At 41.1% G+C, this 16,984-nt stretch carries 19 protein-coding genes and 1 tRNA gene; 4 read left to right on the forward strand and 16 right to left on the reverse strand.

The annotated features are described in order from the left end of the window. Position 1: 1 nt before the first annotated feature. From ACOYVE_RS13020 to ACOYVE_RS13065, 10 genes are all read right to left on the reverse strand, one after another. Positions 2-409, reverse strand: a complete 408-nt coding sequence (locus ACOYVE_RS13020; protein WP_014856648.1) for a 6-carboxytetrahydropterin synthase — start codon at positions 407-409, stop codon at positions 2-4. Then, a complete protein-coding gene (gene bcp / locus ACOYVE_RS13025) occupies positions 406-873 on the reverse strand; it encodes a thioredoxin-dependent thiol peroxidase (RefSeq protein ID WP_422882330.1) in 468 nt (155 codons plus the stop codon). Before bcp ends, ACOYVE_RS13020 begins: the two co-directional genes overlap by 4 nt. Positions 874-883: 10 nt before the next feature. Further along, on the reverse strand, positions 884-1,366 hold the full coding sequence (locus tag ACOYVE_RS13030; protein WP_014856646.1) for a redoxin domain-containing protein: 483 nt from the start codon (positions 1,364-1,366) through the stop codon (positions 884-886). A 16-nt stretch (positions 1,367-1,382) separates the two neighbouring features. Beyond that, entirely contained in the window at positions 1,383-1,580 is a 198-nt protein-coding gene (locus ACOYVE_RS13035; protein WP_014856645.1) for a dodecin family protein, read from the reverse strand. Positions 1,581-1,622: 42 nt separating this feature from the next. Continuing rightward, on the reverse strand, positions 1,623-3,134 hold the full coding sequence (locus ACOYVE_RS13040) for a leucyl aminopeptidase (RefSeq protein ID WP_422882317.1): 1,512 nt from the start codon (positions 3,132-3,134) through the stop codon (positions 1,623-1,625). Further along, the gene (locus ACOYVE_RS13045; protein ID WP_422882319.1) at positions 3,135-4,121 is read right to left on the reverse strand and encodes a DHH family phosphoesterase; all 987 of its coding nucleotides are present in this window, start codon (positions 4,119-4,121) and stop codon (positions 3,135-3,137) included. An 88-nt stretch (positions 4,122-4,209) separates the two neighbouring features. Next, positions 4,210-5,244, reverse strand: a complete 1,035-nt coding sequence (locus ACOYVE_RS13050) for a 2-oxoacid:ferredoxin oxidoreductase subunit beta (protein ID WP_422882320.1) — start codon at positions 5,242-5,244, stop codon at positions 4,210-4,212. After that, positions 5,234-7,075: a 2-oxoacid:acceptor oxidoreductase subunit alpha gene (locus ACOYVE_RS13055; protein WP_422882321.1), complete on the reverse strand. Its 1,842-nt coding sequence runs from the start codon at positions 7,073-7,075 to the stop codon at positions 5,234-5,236. Before ACOYVE_RS13055 ends, ACOYVE_RS13050 begins: the two co-directional genes overlap by 11 nt. Before the next feature lie 84 nt (positions 7,076-7,159). After that, a complete protein-coding gene (locus tag ACOYVE_RS13060) occupies positions 7,160-8,911 on the reverse strand; it encodes a protein-disulfide reductase DsbD family protein (protein WP_014856640.1) in 1,752 nt (583 codons plus the stop codon). 52 nt (positions 8,912-8,963) lie between these two features. Further along, the gene (locus tag ACOYVE_RS13065) at positions 8,964-10,604 is read right to left on the reverse strand and encodes an NAD+ synthase (RefSeq protein WP_422882324.1); all 1,641 of its coding nucleotides are present in this window, start codon (positions 10,602-10,604) and stop codon (positions 8,964-8,966) included. A 107-nt stretch (positions 10,605-10,711) separates the two neighbouring features. Between ACOYVE_RS13065 and ACOYVE_RS13070 the strand changes: the two genes are divergently transcribed. Next, positions 10,712-11,125, forward strand: a complete 414-nt coding sequence (locus tag ACOYVE_RS13070; protein ID WP_422882325.1) for a PspC domain-containing protein — start codon at positions 10,712-10,714, stop codon at positions 11,123-11,125. Between the two features lie 12 nt (positions 11,126-11,137). Next, the gene (locus ACOYVE_RS13075) at positions 11,138-12,037 is read left to right on the forward strand and encodes a LiaF transmembrane domain-containing protein (protein WP_014856637.1); all 900 of its coding nucleotides are present in this window, start codon (positions 11,138-11,140) and stop codon (positions 12,035-12,037) included. Positions 12,038-12,039: 2 nt separating this feature from the next. Here ACOYVE_RS13075 and ACOYVE_RS13080 read toward each other — a convergent pair whose 3' ends face one another. From ACOYVE_RS13080 to ACOYVE_RS13105, 6 genes are all read right to left on the reverse strand, one after another. Beyond that, positions 12,040-12,366, reverse strand: a complete 327-nt coding sequence (locus ACOYVE_RS13080) for an MGMT family protein (RefSeq protein ID WP_014856636.1) — start codon at positions 12,364-12,366, stop codon at positions 12,040-12,042. Between the two features lie 8 nt (positions 12,367-12,374). Further along, complete coding sequence (locus ACOYVE_RS13085; RefSeq protein ID WP_014856635.1) at positions 12,375-12,788, reverse strand: secondary thiamine-phosphate synthase enzyme YjbQ; 414 nt, start codon at positions 12,786-12,788, stop codon at positions 12,375-12,377. A 19-nt stretch (positions 12,789-12,807) separates the two neighbouring features. Continuing rightward, positions 12,808-13,137 (reverse strand): Crp/Fnr family transcriptional regulator, encoded by a 330-nt coding sequence (locus ACOYVE_RS13090; RefSeq protein WP_014856634.1) that lies wholly within the window; start codon positions 13,135-13,137, stop codon positions 12,808-12,810. Next, a protein-coding gene (gene prfB / locus ACOYVE_RS13095) for a peptide chain release factor 2 (RefSeq protein ID WP_422882326.1) occupies positions 13,137-14,238 on the reverse strand; the annotation gives its coding sequence in 2 pieces (ribosomal slippage) (positions 13,137-14,180 and positions 14,182-14,238; 1,101 coding nt in all). Before prfB ends, ACOYVE_RS13090 begins: the two co-directional genes overlap by 1 nt. Before the next feature lie 60 nt (positions 14,239-14,298). Then, positions 14,299-15,216: a tRNA (adenosine(37)-N6)-dimethylallyltransferase MiaA gene (gene miaA / locus ACOYVE_RS13100; RefSeq protein WP_014856632.1), complete on the reverse strand. Its 918-nt coding sequence runs from the start codon at positions 15,214-15,216 to the stop codon at positions 14,299-14,301. Then, on the reverse strand, positions 15,201-15,839 hold the full coding sequence (locus tag ACOYVE_RS13105; protein WP_422882328.1) for a protein-L-isoaspartate(D-aspartate) O-methyltransferase: 639 nt from the start codon (positions 15,837-15,839) through the stop codon (positions 15,201-15,203). The genes miaA and ACOYVE_RS13105 overlap by 16 nt, the downstream gene beginning before the upstream one ends. 51 nt (positions 15,840-15,890) lie before the next feature. On the opposite strand from ACOYVE_RS13105, the gene ACOYVE_RS13110 reads away from it, so the two are divergent. Further along, complete coding sequence (locus ACOYVE_RS13110; RefSeq protein ID WP_014856630.1) at positions 15,891-16,424, forward strand: DUF2179 domain-containing protein; 534 nt, start codon at positions 15,891-15,893, stop codon at positions 16,422-16,424. A gap of 130 nt (positions 16,425-16,554) precedes the next feature. Further along, positions 16,555-16,627: transfer RNA gene (locus ACOYVE_RS13115), tRNA-Gly, on the forward strand. Positions 16,628-16,984: the final 357 nt, after the last annotated feature.

Raw genomic sequence — 16,984 nt, forward strand, 5'->3', positions numbered from 1 at the left:
TCTATTCTCCTCTGTATTCAATGTAGTTATTCTCGGTTTCATAAAGCTTTATCGAGTAGAGTTTACCGTTGGGTATTTTTCCCGCGAGCTGATTCCATATTCCTAAGACTATATTTTCGGAAGTGGGAATCTTATCCTTTAGGAAATCGACGTCCAGATTAAGATTCTTATGGTCAAGTTTATCGATTACATTTTCACGAATAATCGATTTCAATTTTTTCAGGTCTATCAGATATCCGGTTTCAGGATTGACTTCGCCTGTGATTGTAACTTCAAGAGTATAATTGTGCCCGTGCCCGTTCGGGTTGCTGCATTTTCCGTAAAGGCTGAAATTTTCTTCGTCGCTCAGCTGCGGATTATAAATTCGATGGGAAGCCGAAAAGACTTCCCTTCTTGTAATGTAAATCATTTTCCGGATTCTTGAATTGCTTTCAGTACTTCTTCAGAATGCCCATTAACTTTTACTTTCGGGAATATTTTGAGAATCTTCCCGTTCTCGTCTATTATTACGGTCGTTCTCTCAACTCCCATATATTTCCTGCCGTACATCGATTTTTCTTTCCAGACGCCGTACTTTTCCAGAACTTCCTTTTTTTCGTCGCTCAAAAGCGTAAAGGGAAGTCCATATTTTTCCGCGAATTTCCTGTGGGATTCCACGGAATCCGGACTGATACCGATAATAACGGCGTTTACTTTTTTGAAGTCGGGGAAGGTATCCCTGAAATCGCAAGCTTCTTTAGTACAGCCGCTTGTATTGTCTTTCGGATAAAAGTAGAGGACGATTTTTTTCCCTTTAAGATCTTTCAAAGATATCTTTTTGCCGTTTTGATCGGGTAATGTAAAAGCCGGCGCTTTTTTACCTTCTTCTATCATCATTCACCCTTTACGAAAGTTTGTTCAATGCTTCTTTAATAGCGTTATAATCCGGTTCGTCGCCCGCATTTTCGAGCACTTCAACGTATTGAACTACTCCGTTTTTATCGATTACAAACGCCGCTCTTTTCGATACGCCTTTCAAGTCGAATTTTCCTGGCAACCAGACGTCGTAGTAAGCGTCGTATAGCTGCGAAACTTCTTTATTGAAGTCGCTGAGCAACGGGAAATTGAATTGATGTTTGTCCGCCCAGAGTTTTTGAGCAAAGGGTCCGTCAACGCTGATAGCGAAGACTTGCGCTTCAAGACTTTCGTAATCTTTCATGCTGTCGCGTGTCGAGCAGAGTTCTTTTTCGCAGACGGATGAACCGACTGCCGGGAAAAAGAGAAGAACTACGTTTTTCTTGCCTTGATAATCCGACAATTTATATGTCGTGCCGTCTGCATTTTTCAATGCGAAATCCGGGGCTTTGTCTCCAATTTTTAAAGCCATTTTTCTTCCTTTCTTTTTATAGTTTACGACCTATTTTAATTTTGACCTGAAATTCCACGCTGCCGTCGGAAGTCAATCTTCCGCGCTGTTCGACAACTTCGAACCAGGCAACCGGTTTTTCTTCGTTAGCTTCTTTAAGAACGCTTTTGATAGCTTCGGAAATGCTTTCGGTCGAAATTCCGACTCTTTCTATAACTTCAAATGATTTACTCATATAAACTCCCTCTTGTTATTTTAAGTTCAATTTTAAAAATAATTATTTGCCGTTATTAATTGTATATAATAAATAATCAATTATCAACCTAACGCCGAAGCCTGTATTATATTTCTCGGTATACGAGCGGGATTTATGCTTTAGCGCCGGTCCGGCAATATCGATATGAGCCCACGGTATATCGGGGTCGACAAAATTTTGCAAAAATTTACCTGCGGTTATTGCTCCGCCCCAGCGGGGTCCTAAATTCGCAACGTCTGCAATTTCGCTTTCAATCATTTTTTCGTAATCGCTCCAGAACGGCATTTGCCAGAGTCTTTCGTAAGTAGTATTGGACGCTTGAAGGAGTCCCTCCGCCAGTTCGTTATTTTCAGTAAATAATCCTGCGGCTATTTCTCCCAAAGCAACAACGCATGCGCCGGTTAAAGTTGCAAAGTCGATAATCTGATGCGGTTTTTGCCCGGATACATAATGGAGAGCGTCGGCCAGAATTATTCTTCCTTCTGCGTCAGTGTCTTTAACTTCGATAGTTTTACCCGAAGCGGAAATAATTACGTCGCCAGGTTTATAAGATTTTCCGCCGATCATATTTTCTACGGCAGGCACAACGCCGATTAACTCAACGGGTAATTTCAATAATGCCGCCGCTTTAATTGCGCCGATTACCGCCGCGCCGCCCGCCATGTCGGCTTTCATATCGAGCATACCCGAAGTAGGTTTTATCGACAAGCCTCCTGAATCGTATGTTACTCCTTTGCCAACCAGAGCAATTTTTTTCTTAGCCGATTTAGCCGGTTTATAGTGGATAATAATCATACAAGGAGGATTATCGCTCGCCCCTCCCACTGCAAGAATTGCATTCATCTTTCTTTTTTCGAGTTCTTTCTTGTTCCATACAATTACTTTAACTCCGGGCAATGCAAGTTCTTTTTTAGCGCGCGACGCCAATTCCAAGGGAGTCAATTTGATTGCAGGTTCATTTACTAAATCTCGAGCCATAAAAACCGCATTCATTACATAATTTGTATCCGTCACAACGCGTTTAAGCAGCGAGTTATCGGAATAGTGAAGATTTACTTCGAACGGCCTTGCTTTTTTAGCCGTCGATTTATAGTTGTCGAAAGAATAATTTCCCAGTTGCAAACCTTCTGCCATTGAACGGAGAAATTCTTTTTCTCCGGCAAAATATTTTTCAAAATCTTTAAAGGGCGGAACAATGAGAGTCATTGAATCCACCGGTTCATTTTTCAATTTAATCATCAAGCCCGCAAGATAATCGCGGAAAAAATCCGAGTTAAATTCACGGTCTGTTTTGATTTTTTTGAGAATCACTGCAACCGGATCGCCTTCGGATGAATGAAATTTAATTTCGTTTGTTTCTTTATCGAGAAATTTTTCTTTATACAAAGGATTGATTTTCAAATTGAGCAATCCGAGAAAACTTTCCAGTTGCTTATCCAATTTTTGTGTGTCGACAAAGAATTTCAGGAGAAGAGCATTTTTGCCGAATTTTATTTCATCGTTTTTCGCGTTGATTTTTAGTCTGAATAACATTTAATCTCCTATATATTTTTGAGCCTCCAGGATTACGTTCTTTATTAATTTGTCGATATCCTTGTCGTAAAGTCTGGCGCCGGAGGCGTTAATATGTCCGCCGCCCCCGAATTCAGCCGCCAATTTATTTACTTTTATATTTCCTTTCGATCGGAAACTAATTTTTATACCGTCTTCCAATTCAAGGAACAACAACCCGACAACCACATTTTTAACGGCCATGCAATAAGTTACAAATCCGTCAACGTCGCTCTCTTTGGCGCCGTACTGCCGCAGGTCAGCCTGAGTAATAACCATATACGCGACTCTTCCGTTCAAAGCTGTAGTAATACTGCTAATGGCTTTTCCGAGCAATCGCAAATTGTTTAAGTCGGTTTGATTGTAAATTTTATCGTATACTTCGGTGGGATTGACGCCTTTTGTGAGAAGTTCGCCGGCTATTGCATGAATCTTAGGCGAAGTTCTTTCGTAACGGAAGGAGCCGGTATCGGTCATAATAGCGCTGTACAGTTGGAGAGCAATCTGGTAGTCGATTTCCGTAATCTTAGTCGATTTTATAAAATCGTACAAAATTTCCCCCGTGGCGGCTGCTTCGGTTTCCACCAGCAGAAAGTCAAAGCAATTTTCCGGTTCCTGATGATGATCGATACATACTTTTTTGGCGTTCGACTTGCGTAGTATACTTTCCATGCTCTTCGTTCTGCTTATGCCGTTCAAATCGAGGAACAAGACGACCTCGGAACTCATTATGTAGTCGTCATGTTTGTTCGGATTATATAATTCCACGTCTCCGGTTTCATCAAGAAATTTCAGATTGTCAGGCGTAGGACTGTGGTTGATAATTTTTACTTTTTTATTCAATCTTTTAAGAAGAAGAAAACACGCAATCTCGGAACAAATTGCATCAGCATCGGGATTGACGTGCGAAGTAATAGTAAAAGATTCGTGAGAATCCAGAATATTTTTCAGTTCGGTATAATAGTTCATAACAGAGTTACTTTTAAGAATTAAAAATATTGAAATGGCGGGAAATAAAAAAAGGGCTGCGAAATCCGCAGCCCTTGCGGATAATTAATTACTCAACATTCCATGTATTAACGCTATACATTAGTTTGTTGTAATCGCCCGCTCCCTTTTTGGATTTGACGTATTCGACCTGATTCCAATACTCTTCGTCGTAAGTAGGCTTGTGAACCTGTCGGAAAACTCCAATGGGTGTCGGCATATGATCCATATCGATAAATCTGGCAAGAATAAATCCTCTTGTGGGATCAGAATCGAATTCGTCGTGAACCCAGCAATCGTCAACCGAGTGTTTCCCGTCATTCAAGTCGATAACCACAGGCTGTAATCCATCGAGTTTAATGCCTTTATCTTTATTTTTACCGAAGACTAAAGGTTTCCCGTGTTCCAGATAAAGCACATAATCTTCCTTGGAAGTTTTATCGGTAAGAGGAGCATACGCGCCGTCGTTAAATATCGGACAATTTTGATATACTTCAACCACTGCAAGACCTTTGTGAGCAGCCGCTCTTTTCAACATTTCCTGCATATGTTTAGGTTCTCTGTCGATAGTTCTGGCAAAAAAAGTGGCGCCGGCAGCATCGGCAAGTTTACTTGCATTAAACGGAAAATCGACTGTTCCGTATGGCGAAGATTTGGTAATTTTGCCCTTTTCGGAAGTAGGCGAATATTGTCCCTTTGTCAATCCGTAAATTTTATTGTTGAACAGGACAATTTTAATATCCATATTTTTTCTGCATGCGTGAATAAAATGATTGCCGCCTATACTCAAAGAATCGCCGTCGCCCGTAGCCACCCATACCTGCAATTTCGGGTTTGCCAGTTTAACGCCGGTTGCAATTGCGGCGGCTCTACCGTGGATTCCGTGAAATCCGTATGTATTCATATAGTATGGAAATCTGCTCGAGCAGCCGATACCCGAAACCCAAACGATGTTCTCTTTTAATTCGCCAAAATCGGGCGAGGTTCGCTGAACCTGCGCAAGGATAGAATAATCGCCGCAGCCCGGACACCATTTGACATCTACGTCGGATGAAAAGTCTTTCGCTGTATATTTAGGTTTAGTCTCCAAATTCTTAGTTTCCATTAGTACCTCCGAGTACTTCGTATATTTTATTTTCAATTTCGGCAACTTTGAAAGGACGTCCTTTAACCTTGTTCAATTGGATAACGTCTTTCAAAAATCTTCCTTTAATAAGCAAAGCCAGCTGACCGGTGTTGAGTTCCGGAATAAGCACTTTTTCGTATTTATCGAGCACATCTTTTATGTTACGCGGGAACGGATTGAGATACGTCAAATGAGCATGAGCCACTTTGTATCCTTGTTTACGCGCGTTGCGTAAAGCTTCTTTTATAGCTCCGTAAGTGCTACCCCAGCTGAGTATCAGCAATTCGTCCGTATCACTGCCGTCCACTTTCAGTTCGGGTATATCATTGGCAATATTGTCGATTTTCTGTTTTCTTATTTTAACCATTTCTTCGTGGTTATCCGGGTCGTAACTGATCGATCCATAGATATTTTGTTTTTCCAAACCGCCGATTCGATGCTCCAAACCGGGCGTGCCGGGTATTGCCCAAGGTCTGCTCAGTTTTTCGTCTCTCAAATAAGGATAAAATCCTTCGGGGTCTGTACGGAATTTCACATTGATATCCGGAAGTTCTTCAAAATCGGGAATTCTGAGCGGCTCCGATCCCATTGCAAGATATCCGTCGGTCAAGAGCACAACGGGGGTCATATATTTGGTGGCGATTCTCGAAGCTTCAATAGCCATATAGAAACAATCCGCCGGGCTTTTGGCGGCTATAATAGCAAGCGGAGCTTCGCCGTGTCTGCCGAAAAACGCTTGCAATAGGTCTGCCTGTTCGGTTTTTGTGGGCAAACCCGTACTCGGACCGCCTCTTTGCACGTCTACCACAATCAGCGGCAATTCCGTAATTAGCGCTAGTCCCAACGCTTCGCTCTTCAGAGAGAATCCAGGACCAGAAGTAGTGGTAATTGCTAAAGCCCCTGCAAACGAGGCGCCGATGGCAGAACTGATTCCGGCAATTTCATCTTCCGCCTGAAACGTTACGACGTCAAACTCTTTGTATTTACTCAGTTCATGCAGTATTTCCGAAGCGGGAGTGATCGGGTACGAGCCCAGAAATAATTTCAAACCGCTTTTCAAAGAAGCCGTTACAAAGCCGAGCGCCGTAGCTTCGTTGCCGGAAATATTGCGATATTTTCCTTTGGGCAATTCTGCCGCTTTGACTTCGAATCTCGTAGTAAATATTTCCGTGGTTTCTCCAAAATTATAGCCTGCCATCAAGGCTTTTTTGTTGGCTTCCATAATTTCGGGCTTGTTTTTGAACTTCGTTTCGAGCCACTTTAGTGTAACGTCGATTGGCCTGTTGTACATCCAGTACATCAATCCGAGAGCAAAGAAATTCTTACATTTTTCTTTGTCTTTAACGGATAGCTCCATATCTTTCAGCGTTTCCATCGTCATCTGCGTAAGGGGGATAGGGATTACATTGTAGTTACTGAGCGAGCCGTCCTCGAGCGGATTGGAATTATACTTTGCAAGGCGTAAGTTTTTGTCGTCGAACGAATCCGTATTGACTATAATAGTGCCGCCGGGTTTCAAATCGGGCAAATTAACTTTTAGCGCGGCAGGGTTCATTGCCACGAGAACGTCGGGCGAGTCGCCCGGAGTTTGAATCTCGCTGCTGCTGAAATGAAGCTGAAATCCGCTAACGCCGGATAATGAACCGGCAGGGGCTCGTATTTCTGCTGGAAAATCGGGAAGCGTGCTTAGATCGTTGCCTACAATTGCAGTTGTTTCCGTGAATTGTGTTCCCGTTAACTGCATGCCGTCGCCGGAATCGCCGGCAAATCGTACTGTTACATCTTCAACTATTTTACTTGCTTTTGCCATTTTGTTATTCTCTTAAATAAGTTAATTTGTCTTATTGTCGTTTATTAAAATATGAAAACTATTTTCAAAATTAAATGCCTAAATTCACTCTACGGCATTAATTATTTCAAAAAATTCTTTTGGCTGTACAAAACCTGTTAATCTTTCAACTTCCCTGCCGCTTGAATCGATAATCAATACAGTAGGCATACCGACTATATTAAATTTATTCCTGAGTTTTTCGGTTTCATCCGAAATAGTTTGCGTCATATCTACTTTGAATAATTTGAATTCCTTCATCTTCCCGGCAACTTTGGCGTCGGCGAAAGTTATCGCTTCGAGTTCCTTACAGGGAATACACCAATCGGCATAAAAATCGATTATCATTTTTTCACCATTATCGAGAGAAATCTGATATTTCTCGTCTGTAAATTTTTCCCACGGCAATTCAGGTTTGTCGGCGGGAATCAATGAATAAACCGACAAAGCCAGTACGATAATCGAAAAGACCGTTTTGAAAATCCTAAATCCTTTAATATTATTTGCCGTCCTGTCAAACACCAATAGTATTACCGCAGCCGCTATACCAAATATCGGGAGAAAGTATGAATTTATTTCCTTAGGAAATAATGGAGCTACAAAATAGACTGCCATGCCGAGCAGTAAAAATCCGAAAACATGTTTGACGCCTTCCATCCAGTCCCCCGCACGCGGTAAGCTTTTAATTTTACCTGAAAAGAGAGCCAGGAAAAGATACGGTAATCCGAGGCCCAATGCCATAACAAAGAAGAGCCAGAAACCATAGACGGGGTCTCCCTTTGCGGCGACATAAGTTACCAATCCGAGAACAAACGGTCCTATACACGGAGCTGCAACAATTCCCATCGTTAAGCCCATAAAAAATGCTCCGAAATATCCCGATTTTGCTCCGCCTGCTTTCATAACCCATGAGTCGGGCAATTTGAATTCATAAACGCCGAATTGACTCAATGACAACACAACAAATAGCACAGCTATCCCTACAATTACAATTGTATTCTGCAAAAGACTGCCGAAGACAGCTCCGCTCAGCGCAGTAATAACCCCGATTACGGAATAAGTCAACGCCATGCCGAGCACATAAAGAGAACCCAACAGGAAGAGTCTTCCGGTTCTGCCTTCGCTTTGTCCGCCGAAATAACCTACCGTGATCGGTATTAACGGATAAACACAGGGAGTAAGGTTCAAAGCCAAACCTCCCAGGAAGACAAACAAAAGGCTAAGCAACAAACCGCTCGATTCCAAAGTCGAAGCGATTGTATTATCATTACTCTCTTCAATGCTCGCCTTTCCGAAATCGATGTTTCCCAATATCTCGGAATTCAGTTCGGTAACGGGAGTATCTTCGTTTACAACTTTGATATGCAAGGTATCGGTCAAACTTGACGGCGGTAGACAACTTTGATTATTACAAGCCTGGTATGTAATTTTAATTGGTATACTGTAGTAGCCTTCATCAAGCGCGGCGTCAATCCTCAAAAGAGCGCCGATATAAATTGTTCCGTCGAACACAGACACCGGCTTATCCGAGAATTCGAATTTCAAGTCCTTCGCTTCCGGATATACAATCTTAGCAAACTGAAATCTCGGGTCTTCGCTTACAAGCCTTGTCGGTATAAGAAAATCTTCATTCGGATTATTGGAATTGATATGCCATTCTTCTGAGATGTTCAGTTTAACGGCAAATCTATAATTTGAATTGGGATAAGCGACATCCTGCCCTTCCACCAATTCCATTTTCAAAATATTTTTTTGTAAACCGAATTGAGCCCCTGCAATGAAAGGGATCAAAAGAAGTAAAATCAATTTGAGTTTCATACTGATACCATTTTTATTATAAACGATATGACTGAGTTAAATAGTTCATAATTTATTTTCTCCAACCCTGTACTATCGGATACCGTCGGCCGTAACCGAAAGCTTTAGTCGAAATCCTTAAGACAGGGGGAGCTTGTTTCCGTTTGAATTCATTCAAGTCGACCATTCTCAATACTTTATAGACCGTTTCGTAGTCGTTAATTTCCTCGTTGATTTCATTTATTTCTTTTTGTTCTTCAAGATACAATTGCAGTATGCGGTCAAGAATTTCGTAGGGGGGTAGAGTGTCCTGGTCTTTTTGATCGGGTCTCAACTCGGCTGAAGGCGCTTTAGTAATAATTTCTACGGGGATAATTTCCGCGTTTCTGTTGATATATTTGGCAAGTTTGAATACCTGAGTTTTATAAACGTCTCCTATTACTTCGAGGGCGCCGCACATATCGCCATAGAGAGTCGAGTATCCCACAGCCAATTCCGATTTGTTTCCCGTAGTACAAAGCATATAGCCGAACTTATTTGCCACCGCCATTAAATAGATGCCTCTGATTCTCGCCTGTATATTTTCCTCTGTAACGTCTCGGGGTTTTCCTTCGAATACAACGTCAAGCATTTCCAAAATTTTGTCGTACACAGGCTGAATCGAAATTATATTGTGTGAGATGCCCAAATTTTCGATTAGTTTCAAAGAATCGTCAATACTTCCGCGGCTCGAATATTGCGAAGGCATAAGTACAACGTGGACATTTTCATTTCCGAAAGCCTGAACTGCAATATATGTAACCAACGCAGAGTCGATACCTCCGCTTAAACCGACTAAAGCCTTTTGAAAACCTGTTTTTCTTCCGTAGTCGCGCAAACCCATAACCAGAGCATCCAACGCTTCTTTTTCAAAAGAGGATTCGATATTCGTAACTTCGTTGTAATTGACGGCTGTGTCGTATATAAAATAATCTTCTTCATAGGTCTTCCCCATCATGCATAATCGACCGTTATCGTCGAAGCACATACTTGCGCCGTCGAAAATCAAGTCGGTCTGAGCGCCCACGCAACATACATAAACCAGAGGAATTCTGTCGTTCCTTGTCAGCACATTTAACATTTCGTATCTCTGTTTTCTTTTACCGTAAGCGTACGGACTTGCGGAGATATTAATTAACAAACTTGCTCCTAAATCCACCTGGCGCTGAACAGGGTCGATTTCGTACCTTCTTTTTTTCCAATAGTCGGCGTCGTTCCAGATATCCTCGCATACCGAAATGCCGAGTATCTCGTCTTTAAAATGATGCACCTGAATTTTCTTTGCAGGTTCAAAATATCTTACTTCGTCGAAAACGTCGTAATTGGGAATTAATGATTTGCTCTGAACGAACTGAATTTTCCCGTCGTAGCAAAGCAATGCGGAATTATATACTCCCGTGCCCACAACTTCCTGATAATCTTCCGTGATGGAGCCGAATATTAATCCGACATCGCCTGTCTTATTGGCAATTTCATGAGCGCATTGCGAAACGGCGTTGCGAAATTCTTCCTTTTCGACAAGATCGAGCGGAGGATATCCGGGAAGAAATAGTTCCGGAAAAATTACAAGGTCGGCTCCCTCTTCTGTTGCTTTTTTATACCCTCTGATTATTTTTTCTTTATTCCCCTCTAAATCTCCTATAATCGGATTAGCCTGAAAAACAGCAATTTTCATAATGTTATCTTTTTTGTTGTACTAAAATTAGTAACTCTCGTGTATAATTCAAACTTTTGTAGAATTCAATCGTCTTAATAATCGAAATTAGCCAAAAGGAGGTTGTCATGCGGAAACAATTATATCGCTCCAGAAAACATCGCATCTTCGGAGGAGTGGCGGGAGGTATGGCTGACTATTTCGACCTCGACCCCGTCTTGATGCGGGTAATTTTCGTTATTGTCGCATTGATTAGCGGACTCGGTTTTCTTCTTTATATAATACTCTGGATTGTAATACCGGAAGAGCCTTTCGAAATGGCATACAACATAAACGAAGACGAATTTGGAACTGAATATAAGCAGGAGATCTATCCGCAATCTACAGGTAAAGGGAGCACAATTCTGGGAATAATTCTCATCGCCGTCGGTGTTTTGCTTCTGGCAGAGCAGTATATTGCAGCTTTCGATTTTGAGGATTTACTGCCGATATCGTTAGTAATAATCGGAATATTTTTAATTTGGAATTCTACGCGTAAATAGACGAGGTGAATTATGAAAAGCGGTCAATTATTTTGGGGTTTCTTTTTCCTTACAATCGGCGTTCTAATCTTTGCATACAAATACGATTGGATTCACTCAAGCTATGATTTTATCTGGAATATCTGGCCTCTAATATTCGTCTTCTGGGGCGGGTTGATAATTTTCAGAGATACTTTCATTCGTCATGTTATTAATCTTCTGTTCGGTATTTTTATGGCTCTACTGATATTCGGATTTGTTATGAATATTTTTAACGGATGCGAAACATATCCCCGCTATGTTAATGATTATAAAGAATATAAACATGACGAACTGCCCGCGGTTAATTATGCCAAACTGAATTTCAAATCCGGCGCAGGTTATTTCGAAATCGATAATTTTACCGATAGATTTTATGAAACCGAAGCGGAGGGCGAACTTGCCGACTATCGTATTGATTCTTATACGGATGATTCAACTGCGTATCTCGATGTCGAACTGGACGGAGATCACGATATAGAAATCGACGGGGGCAGGTTAAAAAATACTCTCAAGCTTCACTTAAATGATCAACCCGTGTGGGACTTTGATCTTAATTTCGGGGCGGCAAAGGCGCGTTTTGATCTAAAAAATTTCAAAACGCGAAATGTCAGCATAAAAACGGGAGCCTCAGACGTTATAATAAAACTCGGAGATAAATATGATAGAACTTTGATGGATGTCGAAATGGGCGCGGCAAAACTCACTATTTATGTTCCCAAAAACTCGGCTTGCAGTATGAAAAGCGATTTATTTCTTGTTGCCCGTCACCTGGAAGGTCTTGAAAAAGTAAAGCCGGGCTACTATAAATCGCCCGATTATGATACTGCCGACAAAAAAATCGACATTTTCATAAAAGGAGGAATTTCTTCAATTAACCTTATAAGATATTGAGCTTATAAATTATCTTTAGGATGCCAAAAATATTTAGACATAATTACACAATTGTCCTCGTCGAATTCCACGCCTTCGGAACGGAGTAAATTCTCCATTAGTTCAGGATCGCCGAAGTGAACTTTGCCTGTCAAAGCGCCGAATCTGTTTACTACTCTGTGACATGGCAGGGATGAATCTTTTGCACTGTTCAACGCCCACCCTACCGTACGTGCGGATGATTTAATTCCGCATACTTCTGCGATCGCTCCGTAAGTAGTAACTTTGCCTTTCGGAATTTGAGCTACAATGCCGTAGACTTTATCGAAAAAATCTTTACGTTTTTTCACCTGAATCGTTATTCGCCGATAATTTTTATTATTACCCTTTTACGTCTTTGTCCGTCGAATTCCGCATAGTAGACCTGTTGCCAGGGTCCGAAGTCGAGTCGTCCTTCAGTTACGGGAATAATAACTTCGTGATGAACAATCAGACTTTTCAAATGAGCGTCGCCGTTATCCTCGCCCGTACGATGATGTCTGTAGTCGGGATTGTAAGGAGCCAATTGTTCAAGCCATTCGTCTATATCCTGAATCAAGCCGCTTTCAGCGTCGTTAACATAGACTCCGGCTGTAATATGCATTGCGGAGACCAGCGCCATCCCTTCTTTAATGCCGCTTTTGGCAAGCGCTTTTTCCACTTCAGGTGTAATATTAATATACTCTCTGCGTTTGGCGGTGTTGAACCAGAGGTATTCGGTGTAACTTTTCATCTCTATGCCCGTTTTATTCCTATATATTTTCGGTCGATTTTGCCAGCCTTTCCGCCAGACTGACTAATATTTTCTTTGTAATATCCGGATAAAGTTTAATAATATCGTCAATCTGACCTTCAACGGCTAATAATTTCGAATCTTCCAGCGCGACGATCGAAGCAGTGCGTTCTTTTTTGAGTATAAGGCTCATCTCTCCAACAATAGTACCTTCTTTATCGAATTCGGCTACTTTCTTGCCTCCTTTGAATATTCCTATTTTACCGTCGACCAGGATAAAGAGTCCTCTCGCTTTTTCACCCTCGGCGGCAATTGTTTCTCCTTTCAAATATTTTTTTAATTTCGACATTAATTCTGCGAGAACATTAATAAATATTGTTTAATAAATTCATTAATATTGCCGTCCATTACAGACTGAGTATCCGAAGTTTCATAACCTGTCCTATGATCTTTGACCAGATTGTAAGGATGAAAAACATAAGAACGGATTTGACTTCCCCATTCGATTTTCATTTTATTTTTTTCAATCTCGTTCAATTCCGCCTGCTGCTTTTCGAGTTCCAGTTGATACAACTTTGATTTCAACAATTTCATTGCATTGGTTTTATTTTGCAGCTGCGACCTCTCAGACTGGCAAGCCGCTACGATTCCGGTGGGAATATGCGTAATTCTGACTGCCGTTTCGACTTTATTTACATTTTGTCCGCCTTTACCGCCTGACCGATATGTATCAATACGCAAATCCGCTGGATTAATTTCGATATCGATCGAATCGTCGACTTCGGGAATGACAAACACCGAAGCAAAAGACGTGTGCCGCCTCTTATTTGCGTCGAATGGAGAAATCCTTACAAGTCGATGGACGCCGGTCTCCGCTTTAAGATAGCCGTAGGCGTATGGTCCTTCCACTTCGATTGTAGCGCTTTTAATTCCTGCTCCGTCACCCTCTAGGTAATCGATTATCGACATTTTATATCCGTTTTGCTCGCCCCATCTCATATACATGCGCATTAACATTTCCGACCAGTCCTGCGCTTCGGTTCCGCCCGCGCCCGAATGAATTGTTAGGATACAATTTTTGTCGTCGTCTTTTCCGCTCAGCATACTTTTCAGTTCCAGTTCGCTGTAAAGCTTTTCGGCTTCCGTAAGTTCTTTATCTATTTCGGTTATAAAAGATTCGTCTTCTTCTGCTTTAACCAACTCCACAAATTCTTCGATATGGTCGACCTTTTCTTTCAATTCATTCCACAGGTCGACCCAGTTTTGCAAAGATTTACTTTTCTGTAATAAAGATTGCGCTCTTTTTTGATCACTCCAGAAATCGGGGGCTTCGCTCAATTTCCGGATTTCATTAATTTCTTTTTCTTTCTCTTCTAATTTAAAGATACCCCCTTAGATTTTCGGTCCTTTCTTTCAAATCCCTTATCTGTCGCTGTTGTTCGTCAACCATTATTTCTCCCGATATTTATTCGCAAATTTAATCAACTTAATTTACAGAATGAAATTTGCATTAAATTTTTGACAAGATATAGTTTATATGGCGGTCAATGTCTTCGTTCTTTTCAACATTAAGCCATTCAATTCTTTCGTCTTTTCTAAACCAGGTCATTTGTCTTTTGGCATAACGTCTTGTATTTCTTTTTACCAAACCGATTGCTTCTTCGAGCGTTAAATTTCCTTTCAGGTAATTAATAATTTCTTTATAACCGACCGTATTTAACGAATTGAGTTTTTCGTTGTATCCCATACTCAGTATGTTTTCAACCTCGCTTATCAAGCCTCGCTCTATCATATCGTCCACACGCGTTTCGATATTATCATACAATCTTTTTCGATCCCATAGCAATCCGAACAGGAGAAATTCGAAATCTGTTTTTCTTATATATTCTTTTTGGAGTTCAACTATCGATTTACCCGTCAGATGATAAACTTCCAAAGCTCTTATCACTCTTTTCCAATTCTGAGGCAGCATGGTACGCGCGCTCAACGGGTCAATCTTTTCGAGCATTCCGTATATGTACTCATTTCCGTATCTATCTTTCATATCCTTAAGATAGGCTCTGTACTCTTCATCAGTATCTGCCGTATCAAAAATACCGTCGACTATTGCCTTAATATATAATCCCGAACCGCCTGCGACAACCGGAACTTTATTATTATTAATTAATTCCGAAATTATTTGCAAACTTTCCTTTTCGTACCTGCTAACATTATAATCAATATCCGGCTCGAGATAATCGATAAAATGATGTTTAATTGTCTTTAACTCCTCATCAGAGGGTTTGGCAGTGCCTATATTGAGATATTTGTAAATTTGCCGGCTGTCGGCAGAAATTATTTCGGTATTCAGAACTTCCGCTAATTTCAGACTTAATTTGGTTTTGCCGGAGCATGTCGGTCCGACAATTAATATTACTTTTCCCGCCATCCCTCTTTTCCGATTAAAGGCACAAAAGCAAAATAGGGAATCTCCTGAACTTCGAATTTGTCTTCCGAGATCTTGTTGAGAACTTTAAGAACCTGAGACGTTCTGTCGCCTACGGGTATAACCAGTTTTCCGCCAATTTTCAACTGTTTTTTAAGGTTTGATGGAACGGTAGGACTGCCAGCAGTAACGATAATTCGGTCGTAAGGCGAATACTCTTCCCAGCCGAGCGTGCCGTCGCTGCATCGCGCCGCAATTTTTAAGTTGAGTTCGTCAAAGATTTTCAGAGCTCTGTTATAAAGATTGTGATTTCTCTCGATTGTAAATACTCGAGCTCCCAAATAATTTAATATCGCCGCCTGATACCCGGAACCTGTTCCGATTTCAAGAATTTTCTGTCCGGGTTGTACGTCGAGGGTTTGTGTCATAATAGCAACGGTGTAAGGTTGAGATATTGTTTGACCGTAACCGATAGGCAGAGCCACGTCATTATAAGCATGAGGCGCTACTATCTCCGGCACAAAACGGTGCCTTTCGACATTTAATATTGCCTCAAGTACTTTTTCGTCTTTAATTCCTTTTTTCTTTAAATTTTCTACTAATTCTTTTCTCTCTTCTTCGTACATTACCGTAAATAATTTTTTGGACTACAAAAATAAGATAAAAAATAGATACATATGGAATTCTTTATCTCTTGGGAAATTATTTTCGGCGCTCTAATTATAATGCTGATGCGAATTTGCGATGTCACTCTCGGCACCTTAAGAACCATGCTTGTCGTTCAGGCAAAAAAATATCATGCCGCCGTAACCGGTTTTTTCGAAGTATTGATCTGGATTTTTGCGATGAGATATATTGTAGCTCATATGGACAATACGGTAAATTTAATCGGATACGCTGCGGGTTTTGCTCTAGGCAACATTATGGGCGTTACACTTGAAGAAAAAATAGCCGTCGGATACGTTCAAATTAATATCATTTCTCTACATTATACGGACAAAATCGCAGACGCGCTAAGGAAGGCAAAATTCGGAGTTACCATCTTACCGGCGGAAGGTAGTTCCGGAGGCATATCGATATTAATTGCAATAATAAAAAGGAAGCACTTAAAGCAGGTAATGAAGCTAGTTGAGTCGATCGACCACCACGCTTTCATTACAATTCAACATTCACGCCCTTTCAGGGGGTATATGCATGGACCCAGAGTTTAAAAAACTATTGCGTGATATTAAATAGAGTATTATATTTAGGCACTAAATTTTAACGGACTAGTTCTTTTATACGGTGAATAAATCAAAACAAAGAGTAGTGAATAAGAAATCCCACTCTTTGTAAAATTATGCGGGAATAGCTCAGTTGGTAGAGCGCAACCTTGCCAAGGTTGATGTCGCGGGTTCGAGTCCCGTTTCCCGCTCAAGCGAATCCCGATTCAATCGGGATTTCTTTTTTATACGGAACTGATTAATAAGGCAGCCTTAAGTAAGGAATTATAATTGTTCCCGAAATAATTTCAATCGCTGAATAATCGTTCTTCAAAAAAGTTTTTTTATTATTGGCGGCGTAGCCAAGTGGTCTAAGGCGAAGGTCTGCAACCCGCCTTAGGCGGGCGAATCCGACCGCTGATTAATCGTTCTTCAAAAAAAAGTTTTTTTATTATTGGCGGCGTAGCCAAGTGGTCTAAGGCGAAGGTCTGCAACCCGCCTCAGGCGGGCGAATCCGACCGCTGATTAATCGTTCTTCAAAAAAAAGTTTTTTTATTATTGGCGGCGTA

Origin of the sequence: Melioribacter sp., from assembly GCF_049325435.1 — a bacterium.
GTDB classification, from domain to species: domain Bacteria; phylum Bacteroidota; class Ignavibacteria; order Ignavibacteriales; family Melioribacteraceae; genus Melioribacter; species Melioribacter roseus.

Bases quoted from the DNA above. Each gene is read 5' to 3' on its own strand.
- ACOYVE_RS13020 (WP_014856648.1), bottom strand. From the start codon at position 409: ATGATTTACATTACAAGAAGGGAAGTCTTTTCGGCTTCCCATCGAATT.
- bcp (WP_422882330.1), bottom strand. From the start codon at position 873: ATGATAGAAGAAGGTAAAAAAGCGCCGGCTTTTACATTACCCGATCAA.
- ACOYVE_RS13030 (WP_014856646.1), bottom strand. From the start codon at position 1,366: ATGGCTTTAAAAATTGGAGACAAAGCCCCGGATTTCGCATTGAAAAAT.
- ACOYVE_RS13035 (WP_014856645.1), bottom strand. From the start codon at position 1,580: ATGAGTAAATCATTTGAAGTTATAGAAAGAGTCGGAATTTCGACCGAA.
- ACOYVE_RS13040 (WP_422882317.1), bottom strand. From the start codon at position 3,134: ATGTTATTCAGACTAAAAATCAACGCGAAAAACGATGAAATAAAATTC.
- ACOYVE_RS13045 (WP_422882319.1), bottom strand. From the start codon at position 4,121: ATGAACTATTATACCGAACTGAAAAATATTCTGGATTCTCACGAATCT.
- ACOYVE_RS13050 (WP_422882320.1), bottom strand. From the start codon at position 5,244: ATGGAAACTAAGAATTTGGAGACTAAACCTAAATATACAGCGAAAGAC.
- ACOYVE_RS13055 (WP_422882321.1), bottom strand. From the start codon at position 7,075: ATGGCAAAAGCAAGTAAAATAGTTGAAGATGTAACAGTACGATTTGCC.
- ACOYVE_RS13060 (WP_014856640.1), bottom strand. From the start codon at position 8,911: ATGAAACTCAAATTGATTTTACTTCTTTTGATCCCTTTCATTGCAGGG.
- ACOYVE_RS13065 (WP_422882324.1), bottom strand. From the start codon at position 10,604: ATGAAAATTGCTGTTTTTCAGGCTAATCCGATTATAGGAGATTTAGAG.
- ACOYVE_RS13070 (WP_422882325.1), top strand. From the start codon at position 10,712: ATGCGGAAACAATTATATCGCTCCAGAAAACATCGCATCTTCGGAGGA.
- ACOYVE_RS13075 (WP_014856637.1), top strand. From the start codon at position 11,138: ATGAAAAGCGGTCAATTATTTTGGGGTTTCTTTTTCCTTACAATCGGC.
- ACOYVE_RS13085 (WP_014856635.1), bottom strand. From the start codon at position 12,788: ATGAAAAGTTACACCGAATACCTCTGGTTCAACACCGCCAAACGCAGA.
- ACOYVE_RS13090 (WP_014856634.1), bottom strand. From the start codon at position 13,137: ATGTCGAAATTAAAAAAATATTTGAAAGGAGAAACAATTGCCGCCGAG.
- miaA (WP_014856632.1), bottom strand. From the start codon at position 15,216: ATGGCGGGAAAAGTAATATTAATTGTCGGACCGACATGCTCCGGCAAA.
- ACOYVE_RS13105 (WP_422882328.1), bottom strand. From the start codon at position 15,839: ATGTACGAAGAAGAGAGAAAAGAATTAGTAGAAAATTTAAAGAAAAAA.
- ACOYVE_RS13110 (WP_014856630.1), top strand. From the start codon at position 15,891: ATGGAATTCTTTATCTCTTGGGAAATTATTTTCGGCGCTCTAATTATA.